This is a genomic window from Paenarthrobacter sp. CM16 (assembly GCF_013179505.1).
Lineage (GTDB): Bacteria > Actinomycetota > Actinomycetes > Actinomycetales > Micrococcaceae > Arthrobacter.
This window is the reverse complement of record NZ_JABMCX010000029.1, coordinates 1-25,455: the sequence shown is the minus strand read 5'-3', so window position 1 is coordinate 25,455 and position 25,455 is coordinate 1. Positions and strand designations below refer to the sequence as shown.

At 63.0% G+C, this 25,455-nt stretch carries 25 protein-coding genes and 1 pseudogene; 19 read left to right on the top strand and 7 right to left on the bottom strand.

Annotated elements, in window-relative coordinates:
- Positions 1–651 (top strand): adenylosuccinate synthetase (locus HP499_RS04165; protein WP_172322672.1); only part of this gene is annotated, 651 nt, incomplete at its 5' end.
- A 40-nt stretch (positions 652–691) separates the two neighbouring features.
- On the opposite strand, the gene HP499_RS04160 is transcribed toward HP499_RS04165, so the two are convergent.
- A complete protein-coding gene (locus HP499_RS04160) occupies positions 692–1,417 on the bottom strand; it encodes a DUF2306 domain-containing protein (RefSeq protein ID WP_172322671.1) in 726 nt (241 codons plus the stop codon).
- Positions 1,418–1,535: 118 nt separating this feature from the next.
- Between HP499_RS04160 and HP499_RS04155 the strand changes: the two genes are divergently transcribed.
- The 5 genes from HP499_RS04155 to HP499_RS04135 all read left to right on the top strand — a co-directional run bounded on the left by HP499_RS04155 (position 1,536) and on the right by HP499_RS04135 (position 5,919).
- Positions 1,536–2,261, top strand: a complete 726-nt coding sequence (locus HP499_RS04155) for a TetR/AcrR family transcriptional regulator (protein WP_172322670.1) — start codon at positions 1,536–1,538, stop codon at positions 2,259–2,261.
- Positions 2,258–3,715, top strand: coding sequence for an MFS transporter (locus HP499_RS04150; protein ID WP_172322669.1), 1,458 nt, complete (start codon positions 2,258–2,260; stop codon positions 3,713–3,715). The genes HP499_RS04155 and HP499_RS04150 overlap by 4 nt, the downstream gene beginning before the upstream one ends.
- A 9-nt stretch (positions 3,716–3,724) precedes the next feature.
- Entirely contained in the window at positions 3,725–4,606 is an 882-nt protein-coding gene (locus HP499_RS04145; RefSeq protein ID WP_172322668.1) for an SMP-30/gluconolactonase/LRE family protein, read from the top strand.
- Between the two features lie 97 nt (positions 4,607–4,703).
- Positions 4,704–4,937 carry a DUF6480 family protein gene (locus HP499_RS04140; protein ID WP_172322667.1) on the top strand — a complete coding sequence of 78 codons (234 nt, stop codon included), beginning with the start codon at positions 4,704–4,706 and terminating at the stop codon, positions 4,935–4,937.
- Positions 4,938–4,998: 61 nt separating this feature from the next.
- Positions 4,999–5,919 (top strand): NADP-dependent oxidoreductase, encoded by a 921-nt coding sequence (locus tag HP499_RS04135; protein WP_172322666.1) that lies wholly within the window; start codon positions 4,999–5,001, stop codon positions 5,917–5,919.
- A gap of 57 nt (positions 5,920–5,976) precedes the next feature.
- On the opposite strand, the gene HP499_RS04130 is transcribed toward HP499_RS04135, so the two are convergent.
- Both HP499_RS04130 and HP499_RS04125 read right to left on the bottom strand, forming a co-directional pair.
- Positions 5,977–7,344 (bottom strand): MFS transporter, encoded by a 1,368-nt coding sequence (locus tag HP499_RS04130; protein WP_172322665.1) that lies wholly within the window; start codon positions 7,342–7,344, stop codon positions 5,977–5,979.
- 226 nt (positions 7,345–7,570) lie between these two features.
- Positions 7,571–8,404, bottom strand: coding sequence for an alpha/beta fold hydrolase (locus HP499_RS04125; RefSeq protein WP_172322664.1), 834 nt, complete (start codon positions 8,402–8,404; stop codon positions 7,571–7,573).
- Between the two features lie 95 nt (positions 8,405–8,499).
- Between HP499_RS04125 and HP499_RS04120 the strand changes: the two genes are divergently transcribed.
- Genes HP499_RS04120 through HP499_RS04110 form a run of 3 tightly spaced genes read left to right on the top strand, consistent with a single transcriptional unit; the run spans position 8,500 to position 11,587 of the window.
- Positions 8,500–9,063: a TetR/AcrR family transcriptional regulator gene (locus HP499_RS04120; protein WP_172322663.1), complete on the top strand. Its 564-nt coding sequence runs from the start codon at positions 8,500–8,502 to the stop codon at positions 9,061–9,063.
- 42 nt (positions 9,064–9,105) lie between these two features.
- The gene (locus HP499_RS04115) at positions 9,106–10,407 is read left to right on the top strand and encodes a sodium:proton antiporter (protein ID WP_172322662.1); all 1,302 of its coding nucleotides are present in this window, start codon (positions 9,106–9,108) and stop codon (positions 10,405–10,407) included.
- A gap of 37 nt (positions 10,408–10,444) precedes the next feature.
- Positions 10,445–11,587 (top strand): App1 family protein, encoded by a 1,143-nt coding sequence (locus HP499_RS04110; RefSeq protein ID WP_172322661.1) that lies wholly within the window; start codon positions 10,445–10,447, stop codon positions 11,585–11,587.
- A 19-nt stretch (positions 11,588–11,606) separates the two neighbouring features.
- Here HP499_RS04110 and HP499_RS04105 read toward each other — a convergent pair whose 3' ends face one another.
- Positions 11,607–13,331 carry a PHP domain-containing protein gene (locus HP499_RS04105; RefSeq protein ID WP_172322660.1) on the bottom strand — a complete coding sequence of 575 codons (1,725 nt, stop codon included), beginning with the start codon at positions 13,329–13,331 and terminating at the stop codon, positions 11,607–11,609.
- A gap of 96 nt (positions 13,332–13,427) precedes the next feature.
- Complete coding sequence (locus HP499_RS04100) at positions 13,428–14,522, bottom strand: LacI family DNA-binding transcriptional regulator (RefSeq protein ID WP_172322659.1); 1,095 nt, start codon at positions 14,520–14,522, stop codon at positions 13,428–13,430.
- Positions 14,523–14,702: 180 nt separating this feature from the next.
- Between HP499_RS04100 and HP499_RS04095 the strand changes: the two genes are divergently transcribed.
- Genes HP499_RS04095 through HP499_RS04075 form a run of 5 tightly spaced genes read left to right on the top strand, consistent with a single transcriptional unit; the run spans position 14,703 to position 19,375 of the window.
- Positions 14,703–15,569: an ABC transporter substrate-binding protein gene (locus HP499_RS04095; protein WP_309138335.1), complete on the top strand. Its 867-nt coding sequence runs from the start codon at positions 14,703–14,705 to the stop codon at positions 15,567–15,569.
- 34 nt (positions 15,570–15,603) lie between these two features.
- Positions 15,604–16,392 (top strand): amino acid ABC transporter permease, encoded by a 789-nt coding sequence (locus tag HP499_RS04090; protein ID WP_172322657.1) that lies wholly within the window; start codon positions 15,604–15,606, stop codon positions 16,390–16,392.
- Positions 16,389–17,180: an amino acid ABC transporter ATP-binding protein gene (locus HP499_RS04085; RefSeq protein WP_309138334.1), complete on the top strand. Its 792-nt coding sequence runs from the start codon at positions 16,389–16,391 to the stop codon at positions 17,178–17,180. Before HP499_RS04090 ends, HP499_RS04085 begins: the two co-directional genes overlap by 4 nt.
- Positions 17,180–18,223 carry a Gfo/Idh/MocA family oxidoreductase gene (locus HP499_RS04080; protein ID WP_172322656.1) on the top strand — a complete coding sequence of 348 codons (1,044 nt, stop codon included), beginning with the start codon at positions 17,180–17,182 and terminating at the stop codon, positions 18,221–18,223. Before HP499_RS04085 ends, HP499_RS04080 begins: the two co-directional genes overlap by 1 nt.
- Positions 18,224–18,262: 39 nt before the next feature.
- Positions 18,263–19,375: an FAD-binding oxidoreductase gene (locus HP499_RS04075; RefSeq protein ID WP_172322655.1), complete on the top strand. Its 1,113-nt coding sequence runs from the start codon at positions 18,263–18,265 to the stop codon at positions 19,373–19,375.
- Between the two features lie 88 nt (positions 19,376–19,463).
- Here the strand turns inward: HP499_RS04075 and HP499_RS04070 are convergent, their stop codons facing one another.
- Positions 19,464–19,898 (bottom strand): SipW-dependent-type signal peptide-containing protein, encoded by a 435-nt coding sequence (locus HP499_RS04070; protein WP_172322654.1) that lies wholly within the window; start codon positions 19,896–19,898, stop codon positions 19,464–19,466.
- A gap of 217 nt (positions 19,899–20,115) precedes the next feature.
- Between HP499_RS04070 and HP499_RS04065 the strand changes: the two genes are divergently transcribed.
- Positions 20,116–20,571, top strand: coding sequence for an iron chaperone (locus HP499_RS04065; protein ID WP_172322653.1), 456 nt, complete (start codon positions 20,116–20,118; stop codon positions 20,569–20,571).
- Positions 20,572–20,590: 19 nt separating this feature from the next.
- Here the strand turns inward: HP499_RS04065 and HP499_RS04060 are convergent, their stop codons facing one another.
- Positions 20,591–21,727, bottom strand: coding sequence for an AI-2E family transporter (locus HP499_RS04060; RefSeq protein ID WP_172322652.1), 1,137 nt, complete (start codon positions 21,725–21,727; stop codon positions 20,591–20,593).
- Between the two features lie 378 nt (positions 21,728–22,105).
- On the opposite strand from HP499_RS04060, the gene HP499_RS04055 reads away from it, so the two are divergent.
- The 4 genes and pseudogenes from HP499_RS04055 to HP499_RS04040 all read left to right on the top strand — a co-directional run.
- On the top strand, positions 22,106–23,152 hold the full coding sequence (locus tag HP499_RS04055; RefSeq protein WP_172322651.1) for a saccharopine dehydrogenase: 1,047 nt from the start codon (positions 22,106–22,108) through the stop codon (positions 23,150–23,152).
- Entirely contained in the window at positions 23,149–23,763 is a 615-nt protein-coding gene (locus HP499_RS04050; protein ID WP_172322650.1) for a TetR/AcrR family transcriptional regulator, read from the top strand. Before HP499_RS04055 ends, HP499_RS04050 begins: the two co-directional genes overlap by 4 nt.
- A complete protein-coding gene (locus tag HP499_RS04045; protein WP_309138333.1) occupies positions 23,760–25,040 on the top strand; it encodes an alpha-L-fucosidase in 1,281 nt (426 codons plus the stop codon). The genes HP499_RS04050 and HP499_RS04045 overlap by 4 nt, the downstream gene beginning before the upstream one ends.
- A 156-nt stretch (positions 25,041–25,196) precedes the next feature.
- Positions 25,197–25,455: pseudogene (locus HP499_RS04040) on the top strand (HNH endonuclease); the annotation flags it as partial.

The following is a 25,455-nucleotide window of genomic DNA, read 5'->3' as shown; positions in this document are numbered from 1 at the left end:
GGCAAGGTTGTGCTCATGGAAGGTGGCCAGGCCACGTTCCTGGACGTCGACCACGGCACCTACCCGTTCGTCACCTCCTCCAACCCGACCGCCGGCGGCGCGTCGGTTGGCTCGGGCATCGGCCCCACCCGCATTTCCCGCTCCATCGGCATCATCAAGGCCTACACCACGCGAGTCGGTGCCGGCCCGTTCCCCACGGAACTGTTCGATGACATGGGTGTCTACCTCCAGAAGACCGGCGGCGAGTTCGGTGTGAACACCGGCCGTCCGCGCCGCTGCGGTTGGTACGACGCCGTCCTGGCCCGCCACGCTTCCCGCGTCAACGGCTTCACGGACTACTTCGTCACCAAGCTGGACGTCCTGACGGGCATCGAGCAGATCCCGGTCTGTGTTGCCTACGATGTTGACGGCGTTCGCCACGACGAAATGCCCATGACGCAGACCGAGTTCCACCACGCGGTGCCCATCTTCGAGTACTTCGACGGTTGGACCGAGGACATCACCGGAGCCCGCACCCTGGAAGACCTCCCGGAGAATGCGCGCAACTATGTGCTGGCCCTGGAAAAGCTGTCCGGCACGCGCTTCTCGGCCATCGGCGTCGGACCGGACCGCGACCAGACAATCGTCGTTCACGATTTGATCAACGACTGACCACAGCAAGTTCACGACGACGGCGGGTCACCTTGGTTCCTCACGGAACCGAGCGGTGGCCCGCCGTCGTGGTTTCAGGGGTGAGCACGCGACTTGCCGGGCGGGTTGTGCGGCCGGACGCTGCATGGCGGCGACGAATGGCATATTCGGCCACCGCGAGGTTGATCACCCAGGATGCGCCCATGAGAACTGCGCGGGTGGCCTCGTCCGTGGGACCCACCAGCAGGGTCCACGGCAGCAGCACCAGGGCCTGTGTTCCGGCGCCCACCGCTATGGCGTAGGCGCGCGTCATCCATGCTCCGTGCGCAGTGAAGTCACGGCGGCGGATCGCAAGGATGCCCATGATGATGCCCGCAACCATGGCGGAACCAAAAACCACGCGAAGAACCAGAAGGGCTTCGCCGTCGGTTTCCGGGAGGACGTAGAACACGGACATCCACAGGCCGGACAGGCCGGCGAGCAAGCCTGCCGGAATCAGGATGCGGCCGGCTGTTCGGTGCCAGGACCGCTTGCCCCGGCGAAGGTTGGGGGCGAACTGGAAGGCTCCCAGCAGGCTGTAGACGGTGACAGTGACGATGTGGATGACCACCGGAAGGGGCGAGCTGAAGAACCTGGCATTTTGGGGCGTCACGGTAGAGCCGCCGGTCAGCTCGGTGAGCCGCGCCGCGCCGGCTAGCACGGGGATGAGGCTGAGGGCGATCAAACCCATGGGGACTGCCCACGCAGCGCGGCGCTTGGCGCGAGGGGTGATGTTTTTGGATGTCATGGCTCTGCCTTGGCTACGAGGTGTACGGCGTACACCTTTATGGAAAACAGGCTAGGTGTACGCTGTAAACCTGTCAATCCCCATCGTGGAACAACCCGGTTTACTCGGAGGCCCGCCTATGATCCAGCACGCTGAAGCAGTACGACGCGTACCGCTGAACCGGGACCGGGTGCTTCAGGCCGCCGTCGTTCTCGCCGACGAGGTGGGCCTTGATGCGCTGAGCATGCGCCGGCTCGCCCAGGAGCTCAGCGTCGTTCCGATGGCGCTTTACAAGCACGTAGCCAACAAGGAGGAGCTCCTCGACGGCATGGTTGACACCCTTGTGGGGGAGATCGACCCGCCCACCCCCGATGTTCCGTGGAAAACCGCGGTCCGCCTCCGGGTGCTTTCGGCCAGGCGCGTACTTCTTCGTCATCCATGGGCCCGCCCTGTGATCGAGACCCGTACCAACACCACCCCCGCCGTCCTGGGGTACATGGACACCTTTGTGGGAATGTTCCTGGCCGGTGGTTTCTCCGAGGACCTCACGCACCACGTGATGCATGCCATGGGAAGCAGGATGTGGGGCTTTACCCAGGAGGTCTTTGACGACGCAGGGCGGCAGGGCGGGAACCCGAAGCCGAAGGCAGCGCCGGAAGTCCAGGCCGCCATGGCGCAGGTGATGGCAGAGAACTACCCCAACCTTTTTCGGATCGCGGTGTCCGCTGCGCATGACGACGAGTCAGTGGTGGGGAACGGCTGCGACGACCAATTCGAGTTCGAGTTTGCCCTGGACCTGCTCCTTGACGGATTCGAGCGGCTCCATCAACGGAATTGGACATCACACAGGAGTGAGGGCGCATGAGCACAGCGACTGAAGAAGGAGTCGGGTTCCGTTCCCGGCGCGGACCGATCCTGATTGCGCTGATGCTGGCCACAGGCCTCGTGGCGATCGATGCCACCATCGTTGCCACGGCCGTGCCGTCCATCGTGGCGGACATCGGCGGGTTTGCCTCGTTCCCTTGGCTGTTTTCGGCGTATTTGTTGGCACAAGCGGTCTCCGTGCCTGTCTATGCCAAGTTGTCGGATGTAGTTGGGCGCAAGCCGATGATCCTGGGCGGGATTGGCCTGTTCCTGCTCGGTTCCATTCTCTGCGGGCTGGCGTGGAGCATGCCGGCTCTGATCGCGTTCCGGGTGCTCCAAGGGCTCGGCGCCGGCGCGGTCCAGCCTGTGGCGATCACCATTGCCGGTGATATCTACACCCTGGCTGAGCGTGCCAAAGTGCAGGGCTATCTGGCCAGCGTGTGGGCCGTGTCTTCGGTGGTGGGGCCAACTCTGGGAGGGGTCTTCGCCGCATTGGGAATCTGGCGGTGGATCTTCCTCATCAACATTCCGCTGTGCCTGTTGGCCGGCTGGATGCTCCTCCGTACGTTCCACGAGAACGTGGAGCGGACCAAGCATCGGATCGACTACCTGGGAGCAGGGCTGCTGACGGTTTCCTTGAGCCTGCTGATCCTCGGGGCCCTGCAGGGTGGTCAGGCGTGGCCTTGGGACTCCGCGATCAGCATCTCCGTATTTGCCGGCGGAGCCTTGCTGTTCGTCGCGTTCCTCCTGGTGGAAAGGAAAGCCGCTGAGCCGGTCCTGCCGCCATGGGTTGTCTCCCGCAGGCTGCTGGCGACGACTGCCTTGATCTCCTTCGGTGTTGGCGCGGTCATGCTGGGGCTGACTTCCTATGTCCCTACGTTCCTTGAAGGATCCCTCAAGACCTCGCCCCTTTTGGCCGGACTCGCCTTGGCGGCCTTGACCATTGGCTGGCCCATCAGTGCATCACAGGCCGGCCGGTTCTATCTCCGGATCGGGTTCAAGAGAACAGCTGCCATCGGCATCGTGATCACGGTCATTGGCAGCGCAGTTCTTGCCCTCACTGCCCAAGCGCCCAGTGTTCTCCTGGTGGCGGTGGCCTGCTTCATTGTGGGCCTGGGATTGGGCCTGGTGGCAACGCCCAGCCTCATTGCCGCCCAGACCAGCGTGGAATGGAATGAGCGCGGCGTGGTCACCGGTACCAACCTCTTTGCCCGTTCCATCGGCAGCTCCATCGGCGTGGCCGTGTTCGGTGCCATCGCCAACGCGATCTATGCCAAGGGACCCGGTGGCGGCCCCGATCCGGAAACTACGGTTGCAGCCTCCACCGCCGTCTTCATGGCGGTCCTTGTCAGCGCAGTACTAACGGTGGTGGCCGTCCTGGTGATGCCTTCCGATGGAAAGCTCAACACCAAGGAAGCGGCCCGGAAGCCCAGCTCGGAACCTGCCAACGACTAGTCTCAAAACATGGAGAATCTGATCACAGGCACCCTGGAAAAGTTGTTTGAAGGAACAGTGTGGGCCGAGGGCCCCCTGTGGATTCCGGAGTCGCAGACCGTTCGCTGGAGCGACATCCCCAACAACAGGATCCTCGAGTTCTCTCCAGCCACCGGCTCAACGCGCGAGTACGCCACCGGCGTTGAATACACCAACGGGCGAACACTTCACCGGGACGGCAGCGTGGTGCAGTGCAGCCACGGCCGACGGCGGGTGGAGAGGGATCACGACGGCGTGGTGACGCCGATCGTTGAAGCGTTCGGCGGGCATCGGCTTAACTCGCCCAACGATGTTGTGGTGGCCGGCGATGGAACGGTCTGGTTCACCGATCCGCCCTACGGAATCCTCCCCGGGACGGTCGAAGGGCATGAAGGGGAGCAGGAATACGGCGGTTGCTACGTGTTCCGCTTCGATCCTGAAACGCAGGAACTGACTGCGGTGGTCACCGATCTAGTGCACCCCAACGGCCTGGCGTTCTCCCCGGATGAATCGCTTCTCTATGTTTCGGACACTGCAGGAGCTGGCTACGGAGTGCCGTTCCGCATTGCTGCCTATCCGGTTGAGGGCGGCGAATGCGGAGAGGGCAGGACCTTTGTCGAGCTCGAAGACGACGCCGCTTCGGACGGTTTCCGCGTTGACGCCGAGGGTCGGGTGTGGACCTCGGCTGGAGCGTCGGTCCGTGTCTACGACCACGACGGCACGCTGCTGGCTGCCGTCGAGCTTCCTGAAAAGGTCTCCAATCTCTGCTTCGGCGGTCCCGACGGCCAGGATCTCTACCTCACAGCCACCACGTCCTTGTATCGGCTGCGCACATCGACGCGGGATGCCAGGGAGGCTCACCAGCAATCCTGAGCATCGATGAGGCGGATTAGTAAGGTTGCTGTAGGTCTGGGCGCGGTGATTCGATACGCTGGCATGGAGCAACAGCACTGCGATCGAGGGAGTGAACATGTCCGGAAGCAACCCCGACCCGTATGAGGACAAGATCACCGGCTTGGAGCCAGGCGCGGGAGTGCCCCCTGGGGAAACCCCTCCCGGCGAATCGTCAACGGCCGGCCCCCAAGGCCATGACGAGGGCGGACCCAGGAAGGGAACCCAGGCCTTGTGGCTGGCTGCCATCGGTGCCGGAGTCCTGCTCTCCCTGCTGTACTTCATCGGCTACATTGTGGGTTTCTTCGACTAGGCGGCAGGTCGTCGTCGTGCCTGCATGGAATACGCTGCACTAAATGGGAGTTGGCGCTCATATGAAGGCAATGACTTACAGCGAATATGGAAGCCCCGACGTCCTTGAACTGACGGAGCGGCCCATGCCCAAAGTGGGGCCGGGCATGGTCCTGGTCAGGGTTAAGGCATCCTCGGTGAACCCGGTGGACTGGAAAATCATGGGTGGCTACTTGGACTCATTCATGGATCTCCAATTTCCGGCGATCCCCGGCTGGGATGTGGCCGGTGTTGTGGAAACGGTTGGTATTGACGCTCCGCACTTCAAACCCGGCGACGAAGTGATTTCCTACGGCCGGAAGGACTACGTCCACGGCGGCAGTTTTGCCGAATACATTGCCTTGCCGGAACGGCTGCTGGCCCGCAAACCGGCATCATTGGACTGGAATGAGTCGGCGGGGCTGCCTTTGGCCGGTCTCACGGCGTACCAGGTCCTCAACCGCTTGGGCGTTCGGTCAGGTGAGAGCATCCTGATCCACGGTGGATCCGGTGGAGTGGGCTCCCTGGCCATCCAGATCGCCGCAGCGCGTGGCGCGAAAGTGATCGCGACGGCGTCGGAGAAGAACCATGACTTCCTCAGGTCCTTGGGCGCCGAGCCCGTTGCCTATGGCGAAGGGCTCGCCCAGCGGGTGAAGGCGTTGCGCCCGGAAGGGGTGGAGGTGGTGGCCGACTTCGTGGGCGGCAACCTCGAGGCAACACTGGCGGTGCTGGCTGGCAATGGCCGGCACGCCTCCATTGCCGACAGCGACGTGGAGGCCCATGGCGGCACCTGGATGTGGGTGAATCCCGTGGGTGCTGAGCTTCAGGAGCTCGCTGACCTGGTGGACGAACACAACATCCGGGTGGAAGTGGCCACTGCACTTCCCTTGGCCGATGCGGCCGACGCCTTCCGGCTCAACATGGAAGGGCATACACGCGGGAAGATCGTGGTCACTGTTCCATAGGCGTGGCCGCTGTTCCGGCAGGGCTCGACGGCGGGGCTCGACGGCGGGCTGCCGCGGCTAGCGCGCCTCGAGGTCCTCGAGCGTCTTGCCCTTGGTATCCGAGGACATCAGTGTTGCCACGGCCGAGACGAGGCAGATGCCCAGTGTTGTCAGGCCGATGACCATGGGAATGTTTGTGGATCCCGGGGGAGCGATGGCCGTGAAGAGGCTTGGGAAGAACGAGGCAATCATCAGGCCGATGTTCTGCGAGACGGCGAAGCCGGTCACCCTCATCCGCATGGGGAATTGCTCCTGGAAGAACGTGGCGAACGTGGCGTTCCACATCTGGAAGAGGATGCCTTGGACGATCACGACGCAGACGAACACCAAGGGCAGGCTGCGCTGTTCGATCGACCACAGATACCCCACGGTCAGCAAGCCGCCGGCAATGCCACCGGCCACCATTAGTGTCCGCCGGCCGATCTTGTCGGACAGGGCGCCGAACAGCGGGATGGTCAGGACCGCGGCCACGTTGGCAGCCAGGGTAACCCAGAGGAATTCACTGCTGGAGAAGCCGATGCCGTAGCCCTTTTGGGTGGCGAAGGAGACGCCGAAAATGAGCGTGGCCATGCCGATCACGTTGGTGAACGTCATGATGATGCAGCGGACCAGAACCCAGGGGTGGGTGCGCAGGAGGTCCACCAGCGGGAAGCGGCGCTTGGCGGCTACGTCATCGGACTGGGCCAAGTACGCGGGCGGTTCTTCGACGCGGCGGCGGATAACGTATCCGGCAATGATCACCACGGCGCTGAGCAGGAACGGCAATCGCCAGCCCCAGGAGTGGAACTGCTCTTCCGGGAGGAGTGCCGCGAGTGGAATCAGTACGGCGGTGGCGAGGATGGAGCCCACCTGTGTGCCCTGCAGGCTGAAGCTTGCGAAGAACCCGCGCTTTGCGTCCGGGGAGTGCTCCACGATCATCGCGCTGGCGCCACCGAGTTCACCTGCCACCGCAAATCCCTGGATCAGCCGGAGAATCACCAGCAGGACGGGAGCCAGAAGGCCCACCTGTCCGTAAGTGGGCAGGAGCCCGACCGCAAAGGTGGCGAAGCCCATGAGCAGCATCGCGAAGACCAGCACCTTCTTGCGTCCGTGCCGGTCTCCGTAGGCGCCAAGGATTACGGCACCGAGCGGGCGGGAAACGTAGCCCACGGCGTAAGTGGCCAGCGAGGCAATGATGCCTACCGTGGCATTCTCGGTGGGAAAGAAAATGGTGGGAAACAGCAGCGTCGCTGCCAGTGAGTACAGGGCGAAGTCGTAGTACTCCAGCGCACTTCCGATCCAACCGCTCATGGCGGCCTTCTTCGGATCCTTCTGCCCGGTGGTCGGTGCAGGGCTGGTGTTTGGTTCGGGGGAGGTGCTGAGGTCCCTCCGGTGCGTGACTGTCACGTCGCTGTACTCCTCTGGCGTCGTTGGCAAGGAACAAGAACTCTTCCCATCCAGGACTGAACAAAGTGGTCATTCAGCGTGAGGAAGGTTACATCTTGAATCGATTCATAAATCATAGATCGTGATGTGCGCTACGTCAACGCACGACGACGGCAGCTCACCTCCGGTTCCGTGGGGAACCGTAGGTGAGCTGCCGCCGTCGTGGATGTTTTTGCTGGTGAGTGGCTTACTTGGCCAGGAAGCGCAGCAGGACCTCGTTGATTTCGGCGCCATGCGTCCAGAGCATGCCGTGCGGGGCGTCTTCGATCTCCACGTATTCGGCGGAGGGCAGGCGCTTGGTGAATTCGCGGCCGGTGGCATCGATGGGCAGGATGCGGTCATCGGTGCCGTGGACGATCAGGGACGGGACGGTGACCTTCTCGATGTCGGAGCGGAAGTCCGTGAGCCAGGAATCCACCACTGCGAAGGATGCGTACCAGGACGAACCGGCGGCGACGTTCCAGGCATTCTGCAGGGCTTCTTCGCTGAGGCGGTTGCCCAGGAAGTTATCGGTGTTGAAAAAGTCGTTGTAGAAGTTGGTGAACCAGGCGTAGCGGTCCTCGATGGCGGCGCTGCGGATGCCGTCGAAGACTGTGGACGGAACGCCGGTGGGGTTGTCGTCCGTCTGGAGGAGGAAGGGTTCGAGGGATGCCAGGAATGCGGCCTTGGCAATACGGGCTTCGCCGTAGGTGCCGAGGTAGCGTCCAACTTCGCCGGTGCCCATTGAGAATCCGACCAGCACCACGTTCTGCAGGTCCAGGGTTTCCAGCACGGTGTTCAGGTCCGCTGCGAAGGTGTCGTAGTCGTAGCCGGTGGTCGGCTTGCTGGACTTGCCGAATCCGCGGCGATCATAGGTGATGACCCGGTAGCCGGCGTTGAGGAGGGCTGCCGACTGCTTCTCCCAGGAGCCGCCATCCAGCGGGTAGCCGTGGATCAGGACTACGGGCTGGCCCGTTCCGTGGTCTTCGTAGTAGAGCTCGATGTCCGTGGTGTTCTCGGTGCCAACCTTGATGAAACCCATGATGTGTCCCTTTTCTCGAAGTGGAGAACGGTCGTTCTCCCTCTGTGTTCTCCATAGTAGAGAACGTTCGTTCTCAATGCAAGTAGAATAGGTACATGGATATTTCCGAGGTTCGCGAACGCATCGTTGTCACCGCCGACGAGCTCTACAACGCCAAGGGAATCCAGGCCGTCGGCATGGATGAACTCCGCTCTGCGGCCGGGGTTTCCTTGAAGAAGCTCTACGGGGAATTTCCCTCGAAGAGCAGCATCGTCATGGCTGTCCTGGAGCACCGGCACCAGTCCTGGACCGAAGGACTCGACGCAACGGTCCAACAAGCCCGAACACCCCGGGATCGCCTCCTCGCCATCTTCGACTACCTTGCGGGATGGTTCTGCCAGGATTCGTTCCGCGGGTGCGGGTTCATCAACAGCTTCGCTGAACTGGGTGCGGTGAGCCCCGAAGTTGCCGAGTACGCGCGGAAGCACAAGGAATCATTCCAGGAATACGTCGGACGCCTGGCGCTCGAGGCAGGCGCACCGGCCTACCTGGCGCCGCAGCTGGCGATCCTCGCCGAAGGAGCCCAAACCACTGCTGCCATCGCAGGAACGTCCGATGCCGCCGGACAGGCACGTCAAGCAGCCGAAGTCCTGATCGACGCAGCCCTGCCGGCCGACTAGGCTTCTGACACGCGTTCCAACGCTGCAGGAAGAAGACTATTCGTGTTCGAAGCCCCCAGCATCTTGTTCCTTTCGGCCGGCTTTGCGGTGTTGGCCGCAGCGGTCCTGCCGAAATTGCTGCGCAACATGCCCCTCTCCATGCCCATGGTCTTCCTGGGCAGTGGCATGCTGGCGTTCACCCTGCTCCCGGACCTGCCCAGCCCCGATCCTGTGCAGTACGCGGATTTCACCACACACCTGACAGAAGTGTGCGTCATCATCTCGCTCATGGGCGCCGGATTGGCCTTGGACAGGCCCTTCCGTTGGCGCGGCTGGACCACCACCTGGCGGCTCCTGGGAATCGTCATGCCGTTGTGCATCCTGGTGATGACCCTTCTGGGGTTGTGGGTGTTGGGGCTGGGGCTGGCTGCTGCCATCCTCGTCGCGGCAGCGCTTGCCCCCACTGACCCCGTGCTGGCCTCCGAGGTCCAGGTGGGAAAGCCCGCCGACACCGAAGATGACCCGGACGAGGATGAGGTCCGCTTTGCCCTGACCTCCGAGGCAGGCTTGAATGACGGCCTGGCTTTCCCCTTTGTGTACCTGGCCATCCTCATCAGCGTGGTGGGGGCATCACCGGAAGCCTGGCTGGGGGAGTGGCTTGGGGTGGATGTCCTGTGGCGCATTGGGGTGGGAGTGCTGCTCGGTTTCGGAACCGGAAAGCTCCTCAGCCTGATCTTCTTCGCCGCCAAGGGCAAGAGTTTCCGCTTGTCCGAACACTCCGAGGGCTTCGTGGCGCTCGCAGCTACCTTCCTGGCCTACGGCGTTGCGGAGATGCTGGAAGGCTACGGGTTCGTTGCGGTGTTCCTCTGCGCCCTGACCATCCGCTCCGCTGAGCACAATCATTCCTATCACCAGGTGCTGCACAGCTACGTGGAGCAACTGGAACGCCTCATGACCGTGGTGATATTGGTGCTCCTTGGCGGAGCCATAGCCCGGGGATTGTTGGAGGGAATCGGCTGGGCCGAGCTGTTGGTGGCGTTCGCGTTCCTTGTGCTGGTCCGTCCTTTGGCGGGATGGCTCGGACTGATGGGCGGCAAGACCGGACCGCGCGAAAGACTTGCCATCTCCTACTTCGGAATTCGCGGCATAGGGTCGCTCTATTACGTGGCATATGCGCTGACCCATGGAAACTTCGACGCCGAGGCACGCGAGCTGTGGGCCCTGATCGGTTTGGTGGTTGCACTATCCATCGTGGTGCATGGAGCCACCACCGCGCCGCTGATGAACAGGCTGGATCGACTCCGGGCCGCAGAAGCACGCAAGCAGCATGGTGATGAAGGCCGGGCGCCAACAACTGCTGTTTAGCAATGAATCTGCTCCGCAGCCATGGAAGACTGGACGCATGTCTCCCCGTCCCATGAAACCGCGCCCCTCTTCCGACGACGTTGACAATGAAGGTCCCACGCCGCTGAGCAAAGGTCGCCGGCACCTCGCCATGAGGCTCGACGACGCGTGGCTTGGTTTTCAGACCCGTCTTGCGATCCGGCGTGGCCGGGTGGAGACCGTGATCCCTTACACGGGGTACGGCAGCACCTCCTGGGTCCGGGTATTGGCGCGTGTAGTACGCAGTGATCCCCGGGACGCTGCCGGTCACGCCAAACCCCTGCAGGAAAGCATGCGTGGTTGGCGCAACTTCACCAGTGCGCCCGTGGCCCATGCCCGGGTGAACGTGACCATTGCGGGCACCGTCTTTGATGTCAGGGCTGACCGCGGGGGCGTCGTGGATGCTCGTATTCCGGTAGCACTGGATGCCGGCTGGCACACCATCACGCTGCAATCCGGGGAGTCCGAAACCGTGGAGGCTCCCGTGGAGATCGTCGCGGATGATGCCCATTTCGGCGTCGTGTCCGACATTGACGACACCGTCATGGTGACCGCGTTGCCGCGTCCCTTCCTCGCCGCCTGGAACACGTTCGTCCTCAACGAGCATGCCAGGACTCCCACCCCGGGTATGGCTGTGCTGTATGAGCGGATCGCCAGGACGGCACCCAATGCCCCGGTGCTGTACCTGTCCACCGGGGCGTGGAACGTCGCCCCCACCCTGTCCCGCTTCCTGTCCCGGAACTTGTACCCCGCCGGTCCCAAGCTCCTCACCGATTGGGGTCCCACTCCTGACCGCTGGTTCCGCAGCGGCCAGGAGCACAAGCGGACCTCGCTGGAGCGCTTGGCGGAGGAATTCCCCACCATGAAGTGGCTGTTGGTGGGCGATGACGGACAGCACGATGAAGCCATCTATTCCGAATTCGCCCAGCGTCATCCGGACAAGGTGAGGGCAATCGCCATCCGCCAGCTCTCCGTGGGTGAAGCGGTGCTGGCCGGCGGACGGTCAAAGTCCGGCGGCCAACCCACTCCCGGCATTCCTTGGATCTACGCCCCGGACGGCGCAGGCATGTCTGCCCAGCTCGAGGAGCTTGGCATCATTCGGAACGAAGTACTCTCCGCCGATGACCCCGAGGAAGGCGAAGTCCACACCGCATCGGAGTGATGGCTTGGCTGAGTGATGGCTAGGCGACGTCGATGAACACCGGGTTGGCATAGAACCAGGTATCCGTCCACGGGTCAGCGTCGCCGAGGTTGTCTCCATGGCGGATAGGTCCGGCAGGGTCCACGGCCGCGCCGTAATAGCCTGCGCCATGGCGGTTTCCGTCGCTTCCGCGGAGGCGGAAGTAGCAGGAACCCTGTACATCCTTGATGACGTGCTTGATGGTGAAGGTTCCCGTTCGCCCGGAAACATCGATCTGCTTCCATACCGTTGTGCCAGGGGCCCTCAAAGTGTCGCGATCTGCCGCGGCGCCGGTTACGGAGCCACCTATGACGTCTACGTGCGCGAGCTTTGGCGCGATGCCCGCGGAGTTGCGGTAGTCCGTCGTCGTGATGGTGATGGAAATTTCGACGTCGGCACCTCGCCTCGCCTGCAGGCGGGAACCGAGGGTGACGCCGTTGCGTCCGTTGCTGTTGCCGACGCCGTTTCCGCGCACTTCACGCACGCGGACGTCCAGTCCCTGGAGCAGGTGGCCGTGATCCACCCACATGCGACCATTGCGCATCGCTTCCAGGACGCCGGTATAGGAGCGCTGGGTGACGCCGGTGTGGAGGCGGCTGAACTGTCCCGGCCAGTAGTCGCTGCCGCCCTGCTTTTCGCCGGTATCGAATGGATCGGGACGCTTGCCTGCGACCGACCAGCGGTCGAATTCATTGGGCAGGCTGAGGTAGGGCTCCTCGGCAGGGTAGGGGCCGGTCTTCCAGGTGTCCTTGATGGTGAGGTGGTTGTCCGAGTTGGACGTGATCCAAAAGGGCAGACCTTCGGCGAGCATGGAATCCCACACACCGCCTACGGTGGCGGTGGCCCAGTCGAAGCCGCCATAGGGGCGGAAGGCGTCCGCGGGGTAGCCGGGGAAGCTGTACTGGGTGGGGTTGTTGGTGTACTCGCCGCGTTGGTCGCCCGCCCTGGAGAATTGGCTGACTCCGGATCCTTGTGCGCCGGGTGCGCCTTCCATGCCGATCATCACCTCGCGGGCGGCGTCACGCCATGCGCGGAGTTCGTGCGGGGAATCGATGCCCAGCCTCATGGGGTGGTTTGCCAGGGCTACGACGTCGTCGACGTAACCGGAGCGGCGCTGGCCGGCCAACCAGGCGATGGCCTCAACAGCTTTTCTCTCAAAGGTTTCAACTTGTGCAGTTCCGGGGGTTGGCTTCTCCCATTGGTTCAGCTTTCCGTCCCATACAAGTTCGAAGGTCCGCAGGAGGTTCACTTCGTTGGGGCCTGGGGCGACCATCACGGTGGCATGCTCGGCGCCGGGGATGTACCACTCAAGTCCCTGGAAGATCAGCAGCCCGGGACGTGCTGCACGCTGCGCTTGGATCTCTTTGTTGGCGTTGACTGCCCCGCCGTTGTTGGCATGGCCGAAGTTGCTGTGTTCCGTCAGAGCCAGCCAGTCAACGCCGTAGGCCTGGGCGGCATCGAGTTGCTGCTTGATCATGTACTTTGCGTCGTGGCTGTACTGGGTGTGGACGTGGTGGTCTCCGACGAGCCATTTCAGCTGGGGGTCGTTCCCGCCCGGGTTTGCCATTGCGGTGCTGGCCGTCGCTGCCGAGGCTGCAGTGCCGGCGGCCAGGATGCCGGCCGACTGAAGAATGCGTCGGCGGCTCAGCCCCATGGTCTTCAGCTCAGCATCAGCCAGTTCCACACTTCGGCTGTGGGTGGTCTTGTTTTCTTCTGCGGTGCACATGGCATCTTCCCTCTGTTGATTCCGATCCCCCCAGCGGGATCACAGTAGGGAAGCGGCGTGGCGCGGAGGTTAACCGGACCGGAACGGCAGGGGGCCTCAGCCGCCCGCCTGACTGAGCACCTCCGCATCCTTGGGCGCGCCGATGGATCCCCGGCGAATCAGGGTTGCCACCAGTTCCGGAGCGGGCCCCGTGGATTTCCTGCCCTCGATCCGGCGGATCAGTGCTGAAGCCGCCGCAATTCCCATGTCGTAGACGGGCTGCGCAATCACGGTGAGCGGGGGAGTGGTGAGTCGTGTCCAGGCAAAGTCGTCGTACATGAGGAATGAGACGTCGTCCGGGATGGACAGACCCGATTCCTGGATGGCTTCCACAACGCTCAAGGCGATCAGGCCGTCGGAGGCAATAATTGCCGTGGCCGGGTCCGGTCCGCCCAGAAGCTCCCTCGTGATGCGCCTGATGGAATCCGCATCTCCTGCGCTGAGCCGGATGAGGTCCGAGGGGTAGGGAAGCCCGGCGTCGTCGAAAGCCCGGTGGATTCCGTCCAATCGGTCTGAGATTTGCGAGGAGTCCAATTTCATCCCGGCCACATAGGGTGCGTCTGTGCGAACGGTGGATACAAAGGCAATCCGCCGATGCCCCGCTTCGATCAAGTGCGCCGTGGATTCGTAGGAAATGCTTCCCATGTCCACCGCAAAGGTCTCAACGTCAACCCCTGTAGCGGCACGATCCAGCAGCACCAATGGCCGCCCGGACTCGCGGACCTGCTGCAGATGCGAGGTTTCCAAGGATGATGCCGGGGCCACAATAAGCCCGTCCACCCGTTTGTCCAGGAGAACACGGACAGCGTCCACCTCGGCAGCCCGTTCCTCGTCCGTGTTGATGAGGATGACGTTGTAGCCGCTCTTCTTTGCGGTGTCCGTGATGCCGCGCATGGCGAGGCCGAAGTGGGGGTTTTCGATGTCGCCCACCACCACGCCAATGGTGTTGGATTTGCCGGTGTTCATGCTGCGGGCAAGCTCATTGGGCCGGTACTCAAGCTCCTCTGCCGCGGCCAGGACGCGCTCGCGGACGTCATCGCTCACGGCGCCGTAATTCCCCAGCGCCCGGGCGGCTTGTGCTTTGGACACTTTCGCGGCTTTGGCGACGTCGGCAACCGTTACGTCCCGTCGTCGGGATCCGTCAGTGCTCATGTTCACCTTTCAAGAGGGGTGTTGACGCGGCTTTGTGAGTTCCGCTACATTTCTTATCAATCGATGTGAGTCCGGTCTCAATCCTAAGTGTTGAGACCGGACTCAACAAGACCCCGCATCGAGCAATAACTTTCAGCGGCTCCTGACAGCACCGCTTCCCTCCCACGATTGGACAACGCTGTGATTAAACTGAAATTCCGCCCGGCAGCGCTCGCAGCAGCAGCCCTGGCGGCCATTCTCGCCCTCTCCGGCTGTGGCGGATCTTCCGCAAGCTCCTCGCCGTCGGCAGAGAACCCGTACGGCCTGATCGAGCCCGGCACCATCCGGGTGGCCAGCCTGGGTGACTCCAAGCCCTACACGTTCACGGACGGCTCCGGTAACTTCACCGGCTTTGACGTGGAACTCTTCAAGGATGTGGCCCACCGCGCCGGGGTAGACAATGTTGTCTTCACCGGACAGGACTTTTCCGGCCTGCTGGCAGCGGTCGCCAACGGCCAGTTCGACGTCGGCGTGGCAGCTATCGGTATCACGGACAAGCGCAAGGAAACCGTGGACTTCTCCGAGGGTTACCTCGCCGGATACCTGACGGTCATCACCTCCAAGACTTCGGGGATCAAGGACGTCGAGGGCCTCAACGGCAAGCGCCTCGGCGTGGTGCAAGGCACCCTGCAGGAAGCCTACGCAGTGAAGAACTTCACCTCGGCGCAGCTGGTCCGCTTCCCGGACAACAACACCGCCATCTCGGCAGTGAACAGCGGTTCCGTGGACGCCCACTTCCTGGATTACGAGGCAGCCAAGGAATACCAGGAGCAGTTCGGGTTGGTCAGCGCTGCGGACATTCCCTCCTTTGATGCCCCGGCCGGTTTCGCCATTGCCAAGGACAAGTCCGCCTTCAAGGAAGCCCTGAACAAGGGCCTGGCCGAAGCGATGGAAGACGGGACCTGGAAGAAGCTCTACGAGAAATGGTTCCCGGGTTCGCCGATGCCGGAGCAGTACCTGCCCAAGGCTGAGCAGACCTCCAGCCCTTCTCCCACAGCCAGCAAGTAAGCCACCCCGTACAACTAACGTCTGAGAGCACTCAATGGATTGGCTCAATACCATCAGCCGCACCTTCTTCGACTTTGAAGCCATGGTCGAAGTGCTGCCCCAACTCCTCGGAGTCGGCCTCCTGAACACCCTGATCATCTCCATCGCAGCAACCATCCTCGGCGTAGTGATGGGCATGGTGGTGGCGGTCATGGGCATCTCGCGGTCCAAGTGGCTGCGCATCCCGGCAAGGATCTACACGGACCTCTTCCGCGGCCTGCCCGCCATCCTCACCATCCTGCTGATCGGCCAGGGTTTCGCGCGGTTGAGCCAGTCGGTCTTCGGACCCTCCCCCTACCCGCTGGGAATCATCGCCCTCAGCCTCATCGCCAGCGCTTACATCGGAGAGATCTTCCGGGCCGGCATCCAGAGCGTGGACAAGGGCCAAGGGGAAGCTTGCCGCGCTTTGGGCATGAGCTACTCCAAGTCCATGGCCTTGGTGGTGGTGCCGCAAGGCATCCGCAGGGTCCTCCCGGCCTTGGTGAACCAGTTCATTGCGATCGTCAAAGACTCATCCCTGGTCTACTTCCTGGGACTCCTGGTCAGCGAGCGTGAACTGTTCCGGGTTGGCCAGGACGCCGCAGTACTGTCCGGCAACCTTTCACCGCTGGTCATGGCAGGCATCTTCTACCTGATCATCACGGTGCCCCTGACCCACCTGGTCAACTACTTCGACAACAAGTTCCGCACCGGTCGTCGTCGTCCCACGGCGCCCACCAGTGGTCTGAAGGAAGTCAAGGAACTCGATGCGGCCTCGCCGCTCATCACCGGGAGCAACACGTGAACCTCACAAGCAGCAGCAACGCCACCAGCACCAAGAATTCAGCACAGGATATTGAGAAGTTTCACGGCTCCAGCCTGGAACTGCGAAACCTGACCATGGCGTACGGGGACGTTGAGGTGCTCCGCAACGTCAGCCTCAACGTGGCACCCGGAACCACCACCTGCATCATCGGTCCCTCCGGATCAGGGAAGTCCACGCTCCTGCGCGGCGTCAACCGCCTTCACGAACCCAAGAGCGGCGACGTACTGCTGGCCGGGGAGAGTGCCCTGAAGGTCAAGCCGGATATTCTCCGGGCACGCATCGGCATGGTGTTCCAGCACTTCAACCTCTTCCCGGACCACACCGCCTTGGAGAACGTGGCGCTGGCCCTGTGGAGCGTCAAGGGAATGTCCAAATCCGAGGCCCGCGAACGTGCCCGGCGACGCCTTGCCGAAGTCGGTCTCGCCGAACGGGCCGATCACCGGCCACGGGACCTTTCCGGCGGCCAGCAGCAACGCGTCGCGATTGCCCGGGCACTGGCCATGGAGCCGGAGGTCATGCTCTTCGATGAAGCCACCAGTGCGCTGGATCCCGAGCTGGTCAAGGGCGTCCTCAACCTCATGGCAGGCCTTGGGCGCCGCGGCATGACCATGCTGGTGGTCACCCACGAGATGGGCTTTGCCCGGAAAGTGGCAGACCAGGTGGTGTTCATGGATGAGGGCGAAGTGGTGGAAATCGGAACCCCCACCGAGCTCTTCGACAACCCGCGCAGTGAACGCCTGCAGCGCTTCCTCTCGGAAGTGCTGTGATGGCGGAGGTAACTACGGCACCCATCCGGACCGCCGTCGTCGGGTTCGGCGTCTCCGGCAAGGTCTTCCATGCGCCGCTCATCGAAGCGGACCCAGACTACTCCCTGGACGTTATCGTGACCGCCGATCCGCAGCGCGCGGCGGTAGCGCGGCGGTTTTACCCGCAGGCAAGGATTGTCCCCACACCGGAGGACATGTTCGCCCTGGCCGGGGACCTTGACCTCGTGATCCTTGGGACGCCGCCGCTGACCCACCTCGAGCTCGGTGCAACAGCCATCGCCCATGGGCTCAACGTGGTGGTGGACAAGCCTTTCGTCACCACGGTGTCCCACGGTGAGGAATTGGCTGCCCGCGCGTCCGACGCCGGTGTGCAGCTCACGGTCTTCCAGAACCGCCGGTGGGACGCCGACTTCCTGACGCTGCGGAAGCTGTTGCGGGACGGCGCCCTGGGCGAGGTGCGGACGTTTGAATCGCGTTTTGAATGGTGGCGTCCGGAAGGGTTCGGGAACTGGCGCGATTCCGCCACCTTGGCTGAGGGAGGGGGCATCCTCCACGATCTTGGCGCCCACCTGATCGACCAAGCAATCCAGCTGTTCGGCCCGGTGGAGGACAGCTATGGCGAGACCGCCAACCACGGCCCCCACCCGGAAGCTGCCGACACCGAAGCTTTCGTGTCACTGCGGCACCACTCAGGGGTCCGGACACGGTTGTGGATGAACGGAATGGCCGCCCAAGGAGGCCCGCGCTTCCACGTCCTGGGCTCCAAAGCCGGGTACACCAAGTGGGGACTCGACGGCCAGGAACCTGCCCTCGCGGCCGGCATCACGCCGTCGGACGCTTCTTACGGACGCGAGCCCCAGGAGTTTTGGGGGCTGCTGGGAGTGGACGAAACAGCTACGCCGGTCCCGGCGGAAAAGGGCGACTACCCGCAGTTTTACAGGGAACTAGCGTCCTCGCTCCGCGGCCAAGGGCCCCTTCCCGTCCAGCCGGCCGAAGCGCTGGAAACCCTCAGGATCATCGAAAGCATCCACGCGTTCGCCTAGGCGCGACACAAAGCAACTACCTAAAAGAAAGGGAGAACCATGTCCTCCACCAAGCACGTTGCCGTCATCGGAGGCGGCATCCTGGGCGTTTCCACCGCCGTCCACCTGCTCCGCCAAGGCGCCTCAGTCACCCTGCTGACCGAGCAAGGCCTGGCCAGCGAAGCCACGGGCCGGTCACTGTCCTGGCTCAACTCGGCGGGCGAACGCTCCACGCCGTACCACCAGCTGCGGGTAGCCGGCGTGGACCGATACCGCACGCTTTTCGCCGCCGATCCCAACCGTGAATGGCTGCAGTTCGGGGGTGGCCTCATGTGGAACGCCGCCGGCCAGGGCGAGGTCACCGAAGCCCGCCACGCCTATGAGAAGTCCATCGGCTACGACTCCAAGCTGCTGGCCCCTGAAGAGATCGCCTCCGTAACCCCCGGCATCGATTCCGCAGCAATTCCCGAGAACGCCATTTTCAACCCCGGCGAAGGATGGGTCAGCCTCCCGGACCTGGTGAACTTCCTCATGGAGGAATTCCACGCCCTGGGCGGCCGGTTGGTCCTTAACGCCGGCAAAGCCTCGGTGATGGTCGACGACGGCCGGGCCACCGGCGTCGAAACTGCAGGCGGTGAAACGTACCCCGCTGATGCCGTGCTGGTTGCCTGCGGTGCGGGGACCCCCGCCGTCGTGAAGCCGCTTGGCGTGGAGATCCCCAACGGTTCGCCGGTGTCCATGCTGGTGGTTACCAAACCGGTGGAGCACCAGGTTACTGCGGTGATGAATACTCCGCGGGCTGCTGTGCGCCCGAATCCGGGCAACACCTTCGCCTTGGATCACGACTGGTATGAAGAGCAGATCACTGAGCATGCCGATGGTTCCTTCACCATCCCGGATGACGTTGTCCAGGAGTTGGCGGACGAATCGTCCAAGCTCATTGCGGGCAATCCCGAGCTCAAGCCGGCCTCGTGGAAGATCGGTTACAAACCCATCCCCGGTGACGGCGAACCGGTCTTCGGCGAACTCGGCCAAGTGCCCGGCTGCTTCGTTGCCTTCACCCACTCCGGCGCCACGCTGGGCCTGATCGCCGGTGAATTGCTGTCCGACGAAATCCTGAGCGGGGAAAAGCACCCTATGCTGGCGACGTTCCGCCCGGGGCGTTTCTCCTAAGACCGTCCCTAATAAAGGCCAACGGCCCCGATACGCCATCTGCATCAGCGTGTCGGGGCCGTTGGAGTCTTTTTGGGCTGCTGTGGGCTCAGCAGCTGAGCGTGCCCTTGAGCACCTTGCCGGTCCAGACGTTGCTGGTGCCGGGGACTTTGTAGTAGCCGCGGATTTCGTAGCTCCATGTGCCAATGATCTTCAGCCCGGATGTGTACGAATGGCCGGAGGCCTTGTTGAGGTCTCCCGTGAATTCGAGGTTGCCGTAACGGTCGAAGAGTTTGATGTCGTGGTAATTGGCGTGTTCCACGGCGCTGAAGGAGTTCACTGTGACAGTGGCGCGGATACCGAACGAGCAGGTCATGTGAACGCTGGCAGAGGCGGGAGCTGCGAGGCTCGCCGCGGAGAACTGCGGGCTTGCGTGGTCCGTGTCCGTGAACGCGGCGAATGCTGCGGCCGGTGCCGCAACCAGGCCGAGGAGGACTGCGATGCCGATCGCCAGGGTACGCAGGAAGCTGTTCCGCGTGATCATGGGGATCGTTCTCCTGCCTGTGCTTGTTCTGGCTGACTGGAACTACTCTGCCGCGGCAGGATCAAGAACAAATCCTGCAAACCCGCAACACTTCCTCAGGAAAAACTCAAGACTCCCGCACAAGCACCAACTGAGCAGTTTCGGAGAAGCGTCCTGCCCGCCTGCACCGTAGCTTGGGGTTAACCGCAAGATCGTGCATCACAGCAAAGGACGCATCATGGCTGAGACCGGAACATCTGATAAGACCAAGTCCTACGACGGCTTCACTGAGGAAGAGCGTGCGGCCATGAAGGAGCGCGCGCAGGAACTGAAGAAGGCTCCTCGCAAGAAGGCAGGCAAAGCTGACGGTGAAGCCGACGTCATGGCCAAAATCGCGGAGATGCCGGAGGGGGACAAGGCCATTGCCGAGGCCCTCCACGCGATCGTCAAGGAACACGCGCCCGAGCTCACTCCCAAAATTTGGTACGGAATGCCGGCCTATGCCAGGGACGGAAAGAACATCGTCTTCTTCCAAAGCTCCCACAAGTTCAAGGCCCGGTACGCCACACTCGGGTTCGAGGAAAATGCCAAGCTCGACGACGGCGACATGTGGCCCACCTCGTTTGCCCTCAAGGAAGTCACGCCTGAGGTGGAAGCGAAGATCGTGGAGCTGATCAAGAGGGCGCTGGGTTAGCAGCCGGCTTCCGTAAACCCTAGGTCGGCTGGCTGTTGGCCGGCGGCAGGTCCGGGTTCATGGGTTCAAGATCCGGATCTTCCGCCGTCCACACCTGCACGATGGCCCACGCAACCGCGGCAATGGGAACGGACAGTACGGCTCCGATGATCCCGGCGAGGATGGTGCCTGCCGTCAGGGCCATCAGAATGACCAGCGCGTGCAGCTCCAGGGACTTACCCATGACGACCGGCTGGAGAAGGTCACCTTCGAGCTGGTTGACGGCGATCACGGCGATCACCACGATCAGCGCCACGATGGGACCGTTGGCGACGAGCGCCACCAAAGCTGCGAGGATTCCGGCCACTGTGGCACCCACCAAGGGGATGAACGCGCCGATGAAAACGATGATCGCGAGGGGAACAGCCAGTGGCACTTGGAGGATGAGCAGGACCGCACCGATGGCTACCGTGTCCACCAGGGCGACGATCGCCGTGCCCCTGACGTAGCCGCCCAGGACCTCCATGGTGCGCTTGCCGACGCGGCGAAGCTTGGCCTCCCTGAGCCCTGTGAAGGGTCGCAGGAAGAACTCCCAGATCTTGGCGCCGTCCTTGAGGAAGAAGAACAGGATGACGATCACCAGGCTGGCCCCGGCAAGAAACTCGGTCACCACCGATAACCCGGTTACCGCGCCGGACCGCACCTGACTGCTTTGGGCAAACTCCACCGCGGCTTCACGTGCCTGGTTCAGTTGCTCCCGGTCGATCGGAAAAGGCCCTGTCAGCAGGAAGTTCTCCAACTCATCAAGGCCGGCCGCGGCTTTGCTGATCAGTTCGTCCCACTGGCTGCGCACGGAAAGGACGATCACCGTGATGACCCCGCCGAGCACTATCAGCAGGCCCAGGAAGGCGACGCCCGTTGCGAGACCTCCGCGCCAGCCCCGCCGTCGAAGCATGTTGACGAACGGACCTATGGCCGCCGCGAGAATCAGGGCTATGAGCACCGGGATGACGAGCAGCCGGATCTGCAGCAGCCCGAAGATCGCTACCACCGTCAAGGTCAGGATGAGCAGTATTTGCGCTGCCCGGATGGAGGTCCGGCCCAAGGAGTCTTTCCAGAGCTCGGGTTTGCGTTGCTTTGGGATGGAAACGGGCGCCGTTTCCTTGTGGGCCGTCATGGTGGACTCCTGTTCGTTCGCATCGGTCAACCGACATGATCAAACATAAGCCTACTGACTATTGAGTTTTAGTGCGTCGGATCAGGGTGCGGCGGCACGGGGCCGGGGTCGGGAACCGGCGAAGGGCCAGGAGTTGGGTTTGGGTCCGGGATGGGGCTGGGCGGGAATGGCGTAGTGGGGTCCGGTGGCGGTGGCACCGGCCCCGGGTCCGGGGGAAATGGCTCGGGCTCGTGAGTGGGAGGAAGGGTCATGATCTCTCCTTTGCGTACTCAGGTGTGTTGCTCCGGGCAGATACACGCAGCCTACTCCGGGTTGAATGGCAGCTACAGGGGTTTCGGCATTTCCCGATTCTAGGTCAATTGACCTAGAGTCGGGATTATGAATGATCTTCTCGAATTCGATCCCACCGGACCTGTGCTGATCGTGGGCGGTTACGGCACAGTCGGCACTGCACTCACGCAACTCATCGGGCCCCAGTGGCCGTTGCTCCTCACCGGCAGGAACCCAGGCAAGGGCAGCCACCTGGCAAGTGGAAACGTCTCCGTAGACAGGTGGGACCTCGGCCAGCCGGAACCCTTCGCAGCCAAGGTCAGGGCTGTCATCAGTACGGTGAATGATCCCGACGACAGGGTGCTCCGCGCAGCCGTCGGGGCAGGCATTCCTTATGTCGACCTCACCCGGTGGACCAGCCGTGTCACCAGGGCCATTGCCCAAGCCGCCCTCCTGAGGCCTGCAGCTCCTGTCCTGCTGAGCTCGGGCTGGATGGGCGGCGTGACCAACATCGTGGCCGCGGCCCTGGCCGACGAGGTTCGCGGTGCTGACAGCATCGATGTCGCCATCCGTTACGACATCAACGACCGCGCCGGAGTCGATTCCGTCGACTTCATGGACAGGCTGGGACTGAACTTTGAAGTACGAAAAGGCGGTAAGGCCGCCGTCGTACGTCCTTTGACCGATGCCCGCTGGGTGGACATCGCCGGCCACCGCACCAAAGTGGCGCGGTTCGACACCCCCGAGCAGTTCACCCTGCCGCTCACCCTTGGTGCTGGTTCGGTGGCCACGCGGATCGGTTTCAGTTCAAGGACATCCACGACGGCGTTGCTCGCCGCGAGTGCGGCGGGACTCTTCCGTTGGGGGAGCGGTGAGCGCTGGGCCCCTCTGCGGCGCTCCCTTTTGTACTCGCCCGGTTCCGGCGGAACCGCCCACATCCGCATCGACGTGACAGGGCCGGGCGGGACCCGAACGGCCGTTATCTCAGATCCGCAAGGCCAGGCCCACCTCACCGCAGTGGGCGGATTCCTGGGGCTCCACAACGTCATGTCCAGCCATGCCACGCCGGGCGTTTCCTTCCCGGAATCGGCTCCGGACCATGGTTCTGCGCTCGCAAAGCTTGAATCGCATGGTGTGACAATATTGAGGTCATGACCGAAAGCAAGGGCGCCCTGAGGAAGGCGGCGCTCCTTGATGCTGCCGAAGAAGTTCTGATCACCAAAGGCAACGCGAACGCTGCCATGCGGGATTTCGCCGCTGCCGCAGGAGTGCGGATCGGGCATCTGCAGCACTACTTTCCAACCCGCTCGGACCTCATCCGTGCTGTCCTTGAGCGAAGCTTGGAGCGATCGCTCAGGCGGCTTGAAGATAGTGCAGGGTTCGACCTCCATTCGGAGGCCGCAGGCACGTTGTCCCATGATGATTCCTCCCGTCTGCTCACAGCACTGCTCCGCGAGCACTCGGAAATGGCCGATGTCAGGATGCACCTTGAAATTTGGGCGCTGGCGGCCTCGGATGAACAGGCAGCCGGTGCCCTGCGCTCTTTCTACACTCAGTACGCGGCGCACGTTCAAGGTGTGGTCCGGCGCGGCAGGCCGGAACTGCCGGAGCCCTCTCTCATTGGCCTTGCCGCCGCGATCGTCAGCCTCTTTGAAGGAGCAGCCGTCACACGCTCGGACATCGCGGGCTTGCGAACCGGGTCCGGCGACGACGCCATCATCCGCACGGCACAATGGTTGATCCACGGACAGGAGCCCGCCCAGTGACCTGGCTTGTGCCAACACCTGCCCAGCTCCGCTGGCAGCAACTCGAATTCGGCGTCTTCATCCACTTCGGCATCAACACCTTCGCCGGCAAAGAGTGGAGCGACGGCACCATCCCGGCGTCGGTCTTCAACCTGTCGGAGCTCGACGCCGCAAGTTGGGTGCGTACGGCCAAGGAAGCAGGTGCGAGGTACTTCATCCTCACAGCCAAGCACCACGACGGATTTTGCCTCTGGCCCACCTCGACCACTGACTACTCCGTGGCAACCGCACCGTGGCGCGAGGGCAAAGGTGATGTGGTCCGCGAGGTCGCGGACGCCTGTGCCGATCAAGGGATGGGGCTGGGCCTCTACCTGTCTCCCTGGGACCGGAATGCCGGGTGCTACAGCGATCCCGCAGCGTATGACGACTTCTATGTCCAGCAACTCACTGAACTCTGCACCGGTTACGGGCCCCTCATGGAACTGTGGTTCGACGGAGCGGGGTCCGTGGGCCGGGAATACGACTGGGACCGGATCATCGGGGTGGTTAAGGAACACCAGCCGGACGCGATGATTTTCAACATGGGCCAGCCCACCATCCGCTGGGTGGGTAATGAGAACGGATTGGCGTCGGATCCGGTGAACTACGTGGTGGACCGAACGTCCGATACCCAGTACACCGAGTCCACCTCGGGGCTGCGGGCCGAACACTACCTACCGCCGGAATGCGATGTTTCCCTCCGCCGCGGCTGGTTCTGGCACCCGGACGACCAACCCAAATCCACCGAACACCTGCTCGCCATCTACTACCAATCCGTGGGAATGGGGGCGAACCTCCTGCTGAATCTTCCCCCGGACAGCCGCGGACTCATTCCTGAGCAGGATTCTGCGAGGCTCCGCGAGTGGAAGAGGGAAGTGGACCGTCGCCTTTCCGGGGCTGTTGAGGCAACCGTGGAACATTACGACGGCGGAGCGACCCTGACCTTTCCGGCTGCGGTGACGTTCAACCATGTGGAGCTTGCGGAGGATCTGGGCATGGGGCAGCGGATCACACAGCACTCGGTGCTTGATGGTGAGGGCCTTGATGGTGACGGGGGTGGTGGAGCTGTCCTTGTTGAGGGGAAGACGGTGGGCAACCGACGGATCCACCAACTGCCCGTTGTCACCGCAAAAAGGTTGCACGTGAAACTAAACGGCGGGGGTCGGCTGAAGTCGGCACGGGTCTACACCGGAGCCCTGGATGCTGGAGTTCCCATGATTCCCGAAGGATACGAGGCCCCCACGGACGCGCCGGACTAGTTCCCTTGGGCCTGCTCCGGTTACTGCGGGCCCAGTCCAGTCAGCCGGGCTAATAATGTCAGTGCCTCCTGCGAGAGTTGGGTCATGAAGCAGATCGGGGCAAGGCAAGCACAGGCAGCGGCGTCAGCTGTGCCTGCCGGTTCCTTGTCCCGTGGGATGGCTCAGCCCGGGACCATCAGCGGTGACCTGATTGCTCAGTTGCGGGTGCTGGAGGAAATGAAGTCGGCTATTTCCGGTTTGCAGGCCCAGATTGCCGTGGCCTTTGACTTGGCGCAGCGGGCCGAGCAGGCCGAGGCCGGAGTGCCGGCGGCCGAACGTGGCAAGGGTGTCGGTGCGCAGCTGGCGTTGGCCAGGCGGGAATCACCGAACCGCGGCTCACGGTTGTTGGGCCTTGCCAAAGCGTTGGTCACGGAGA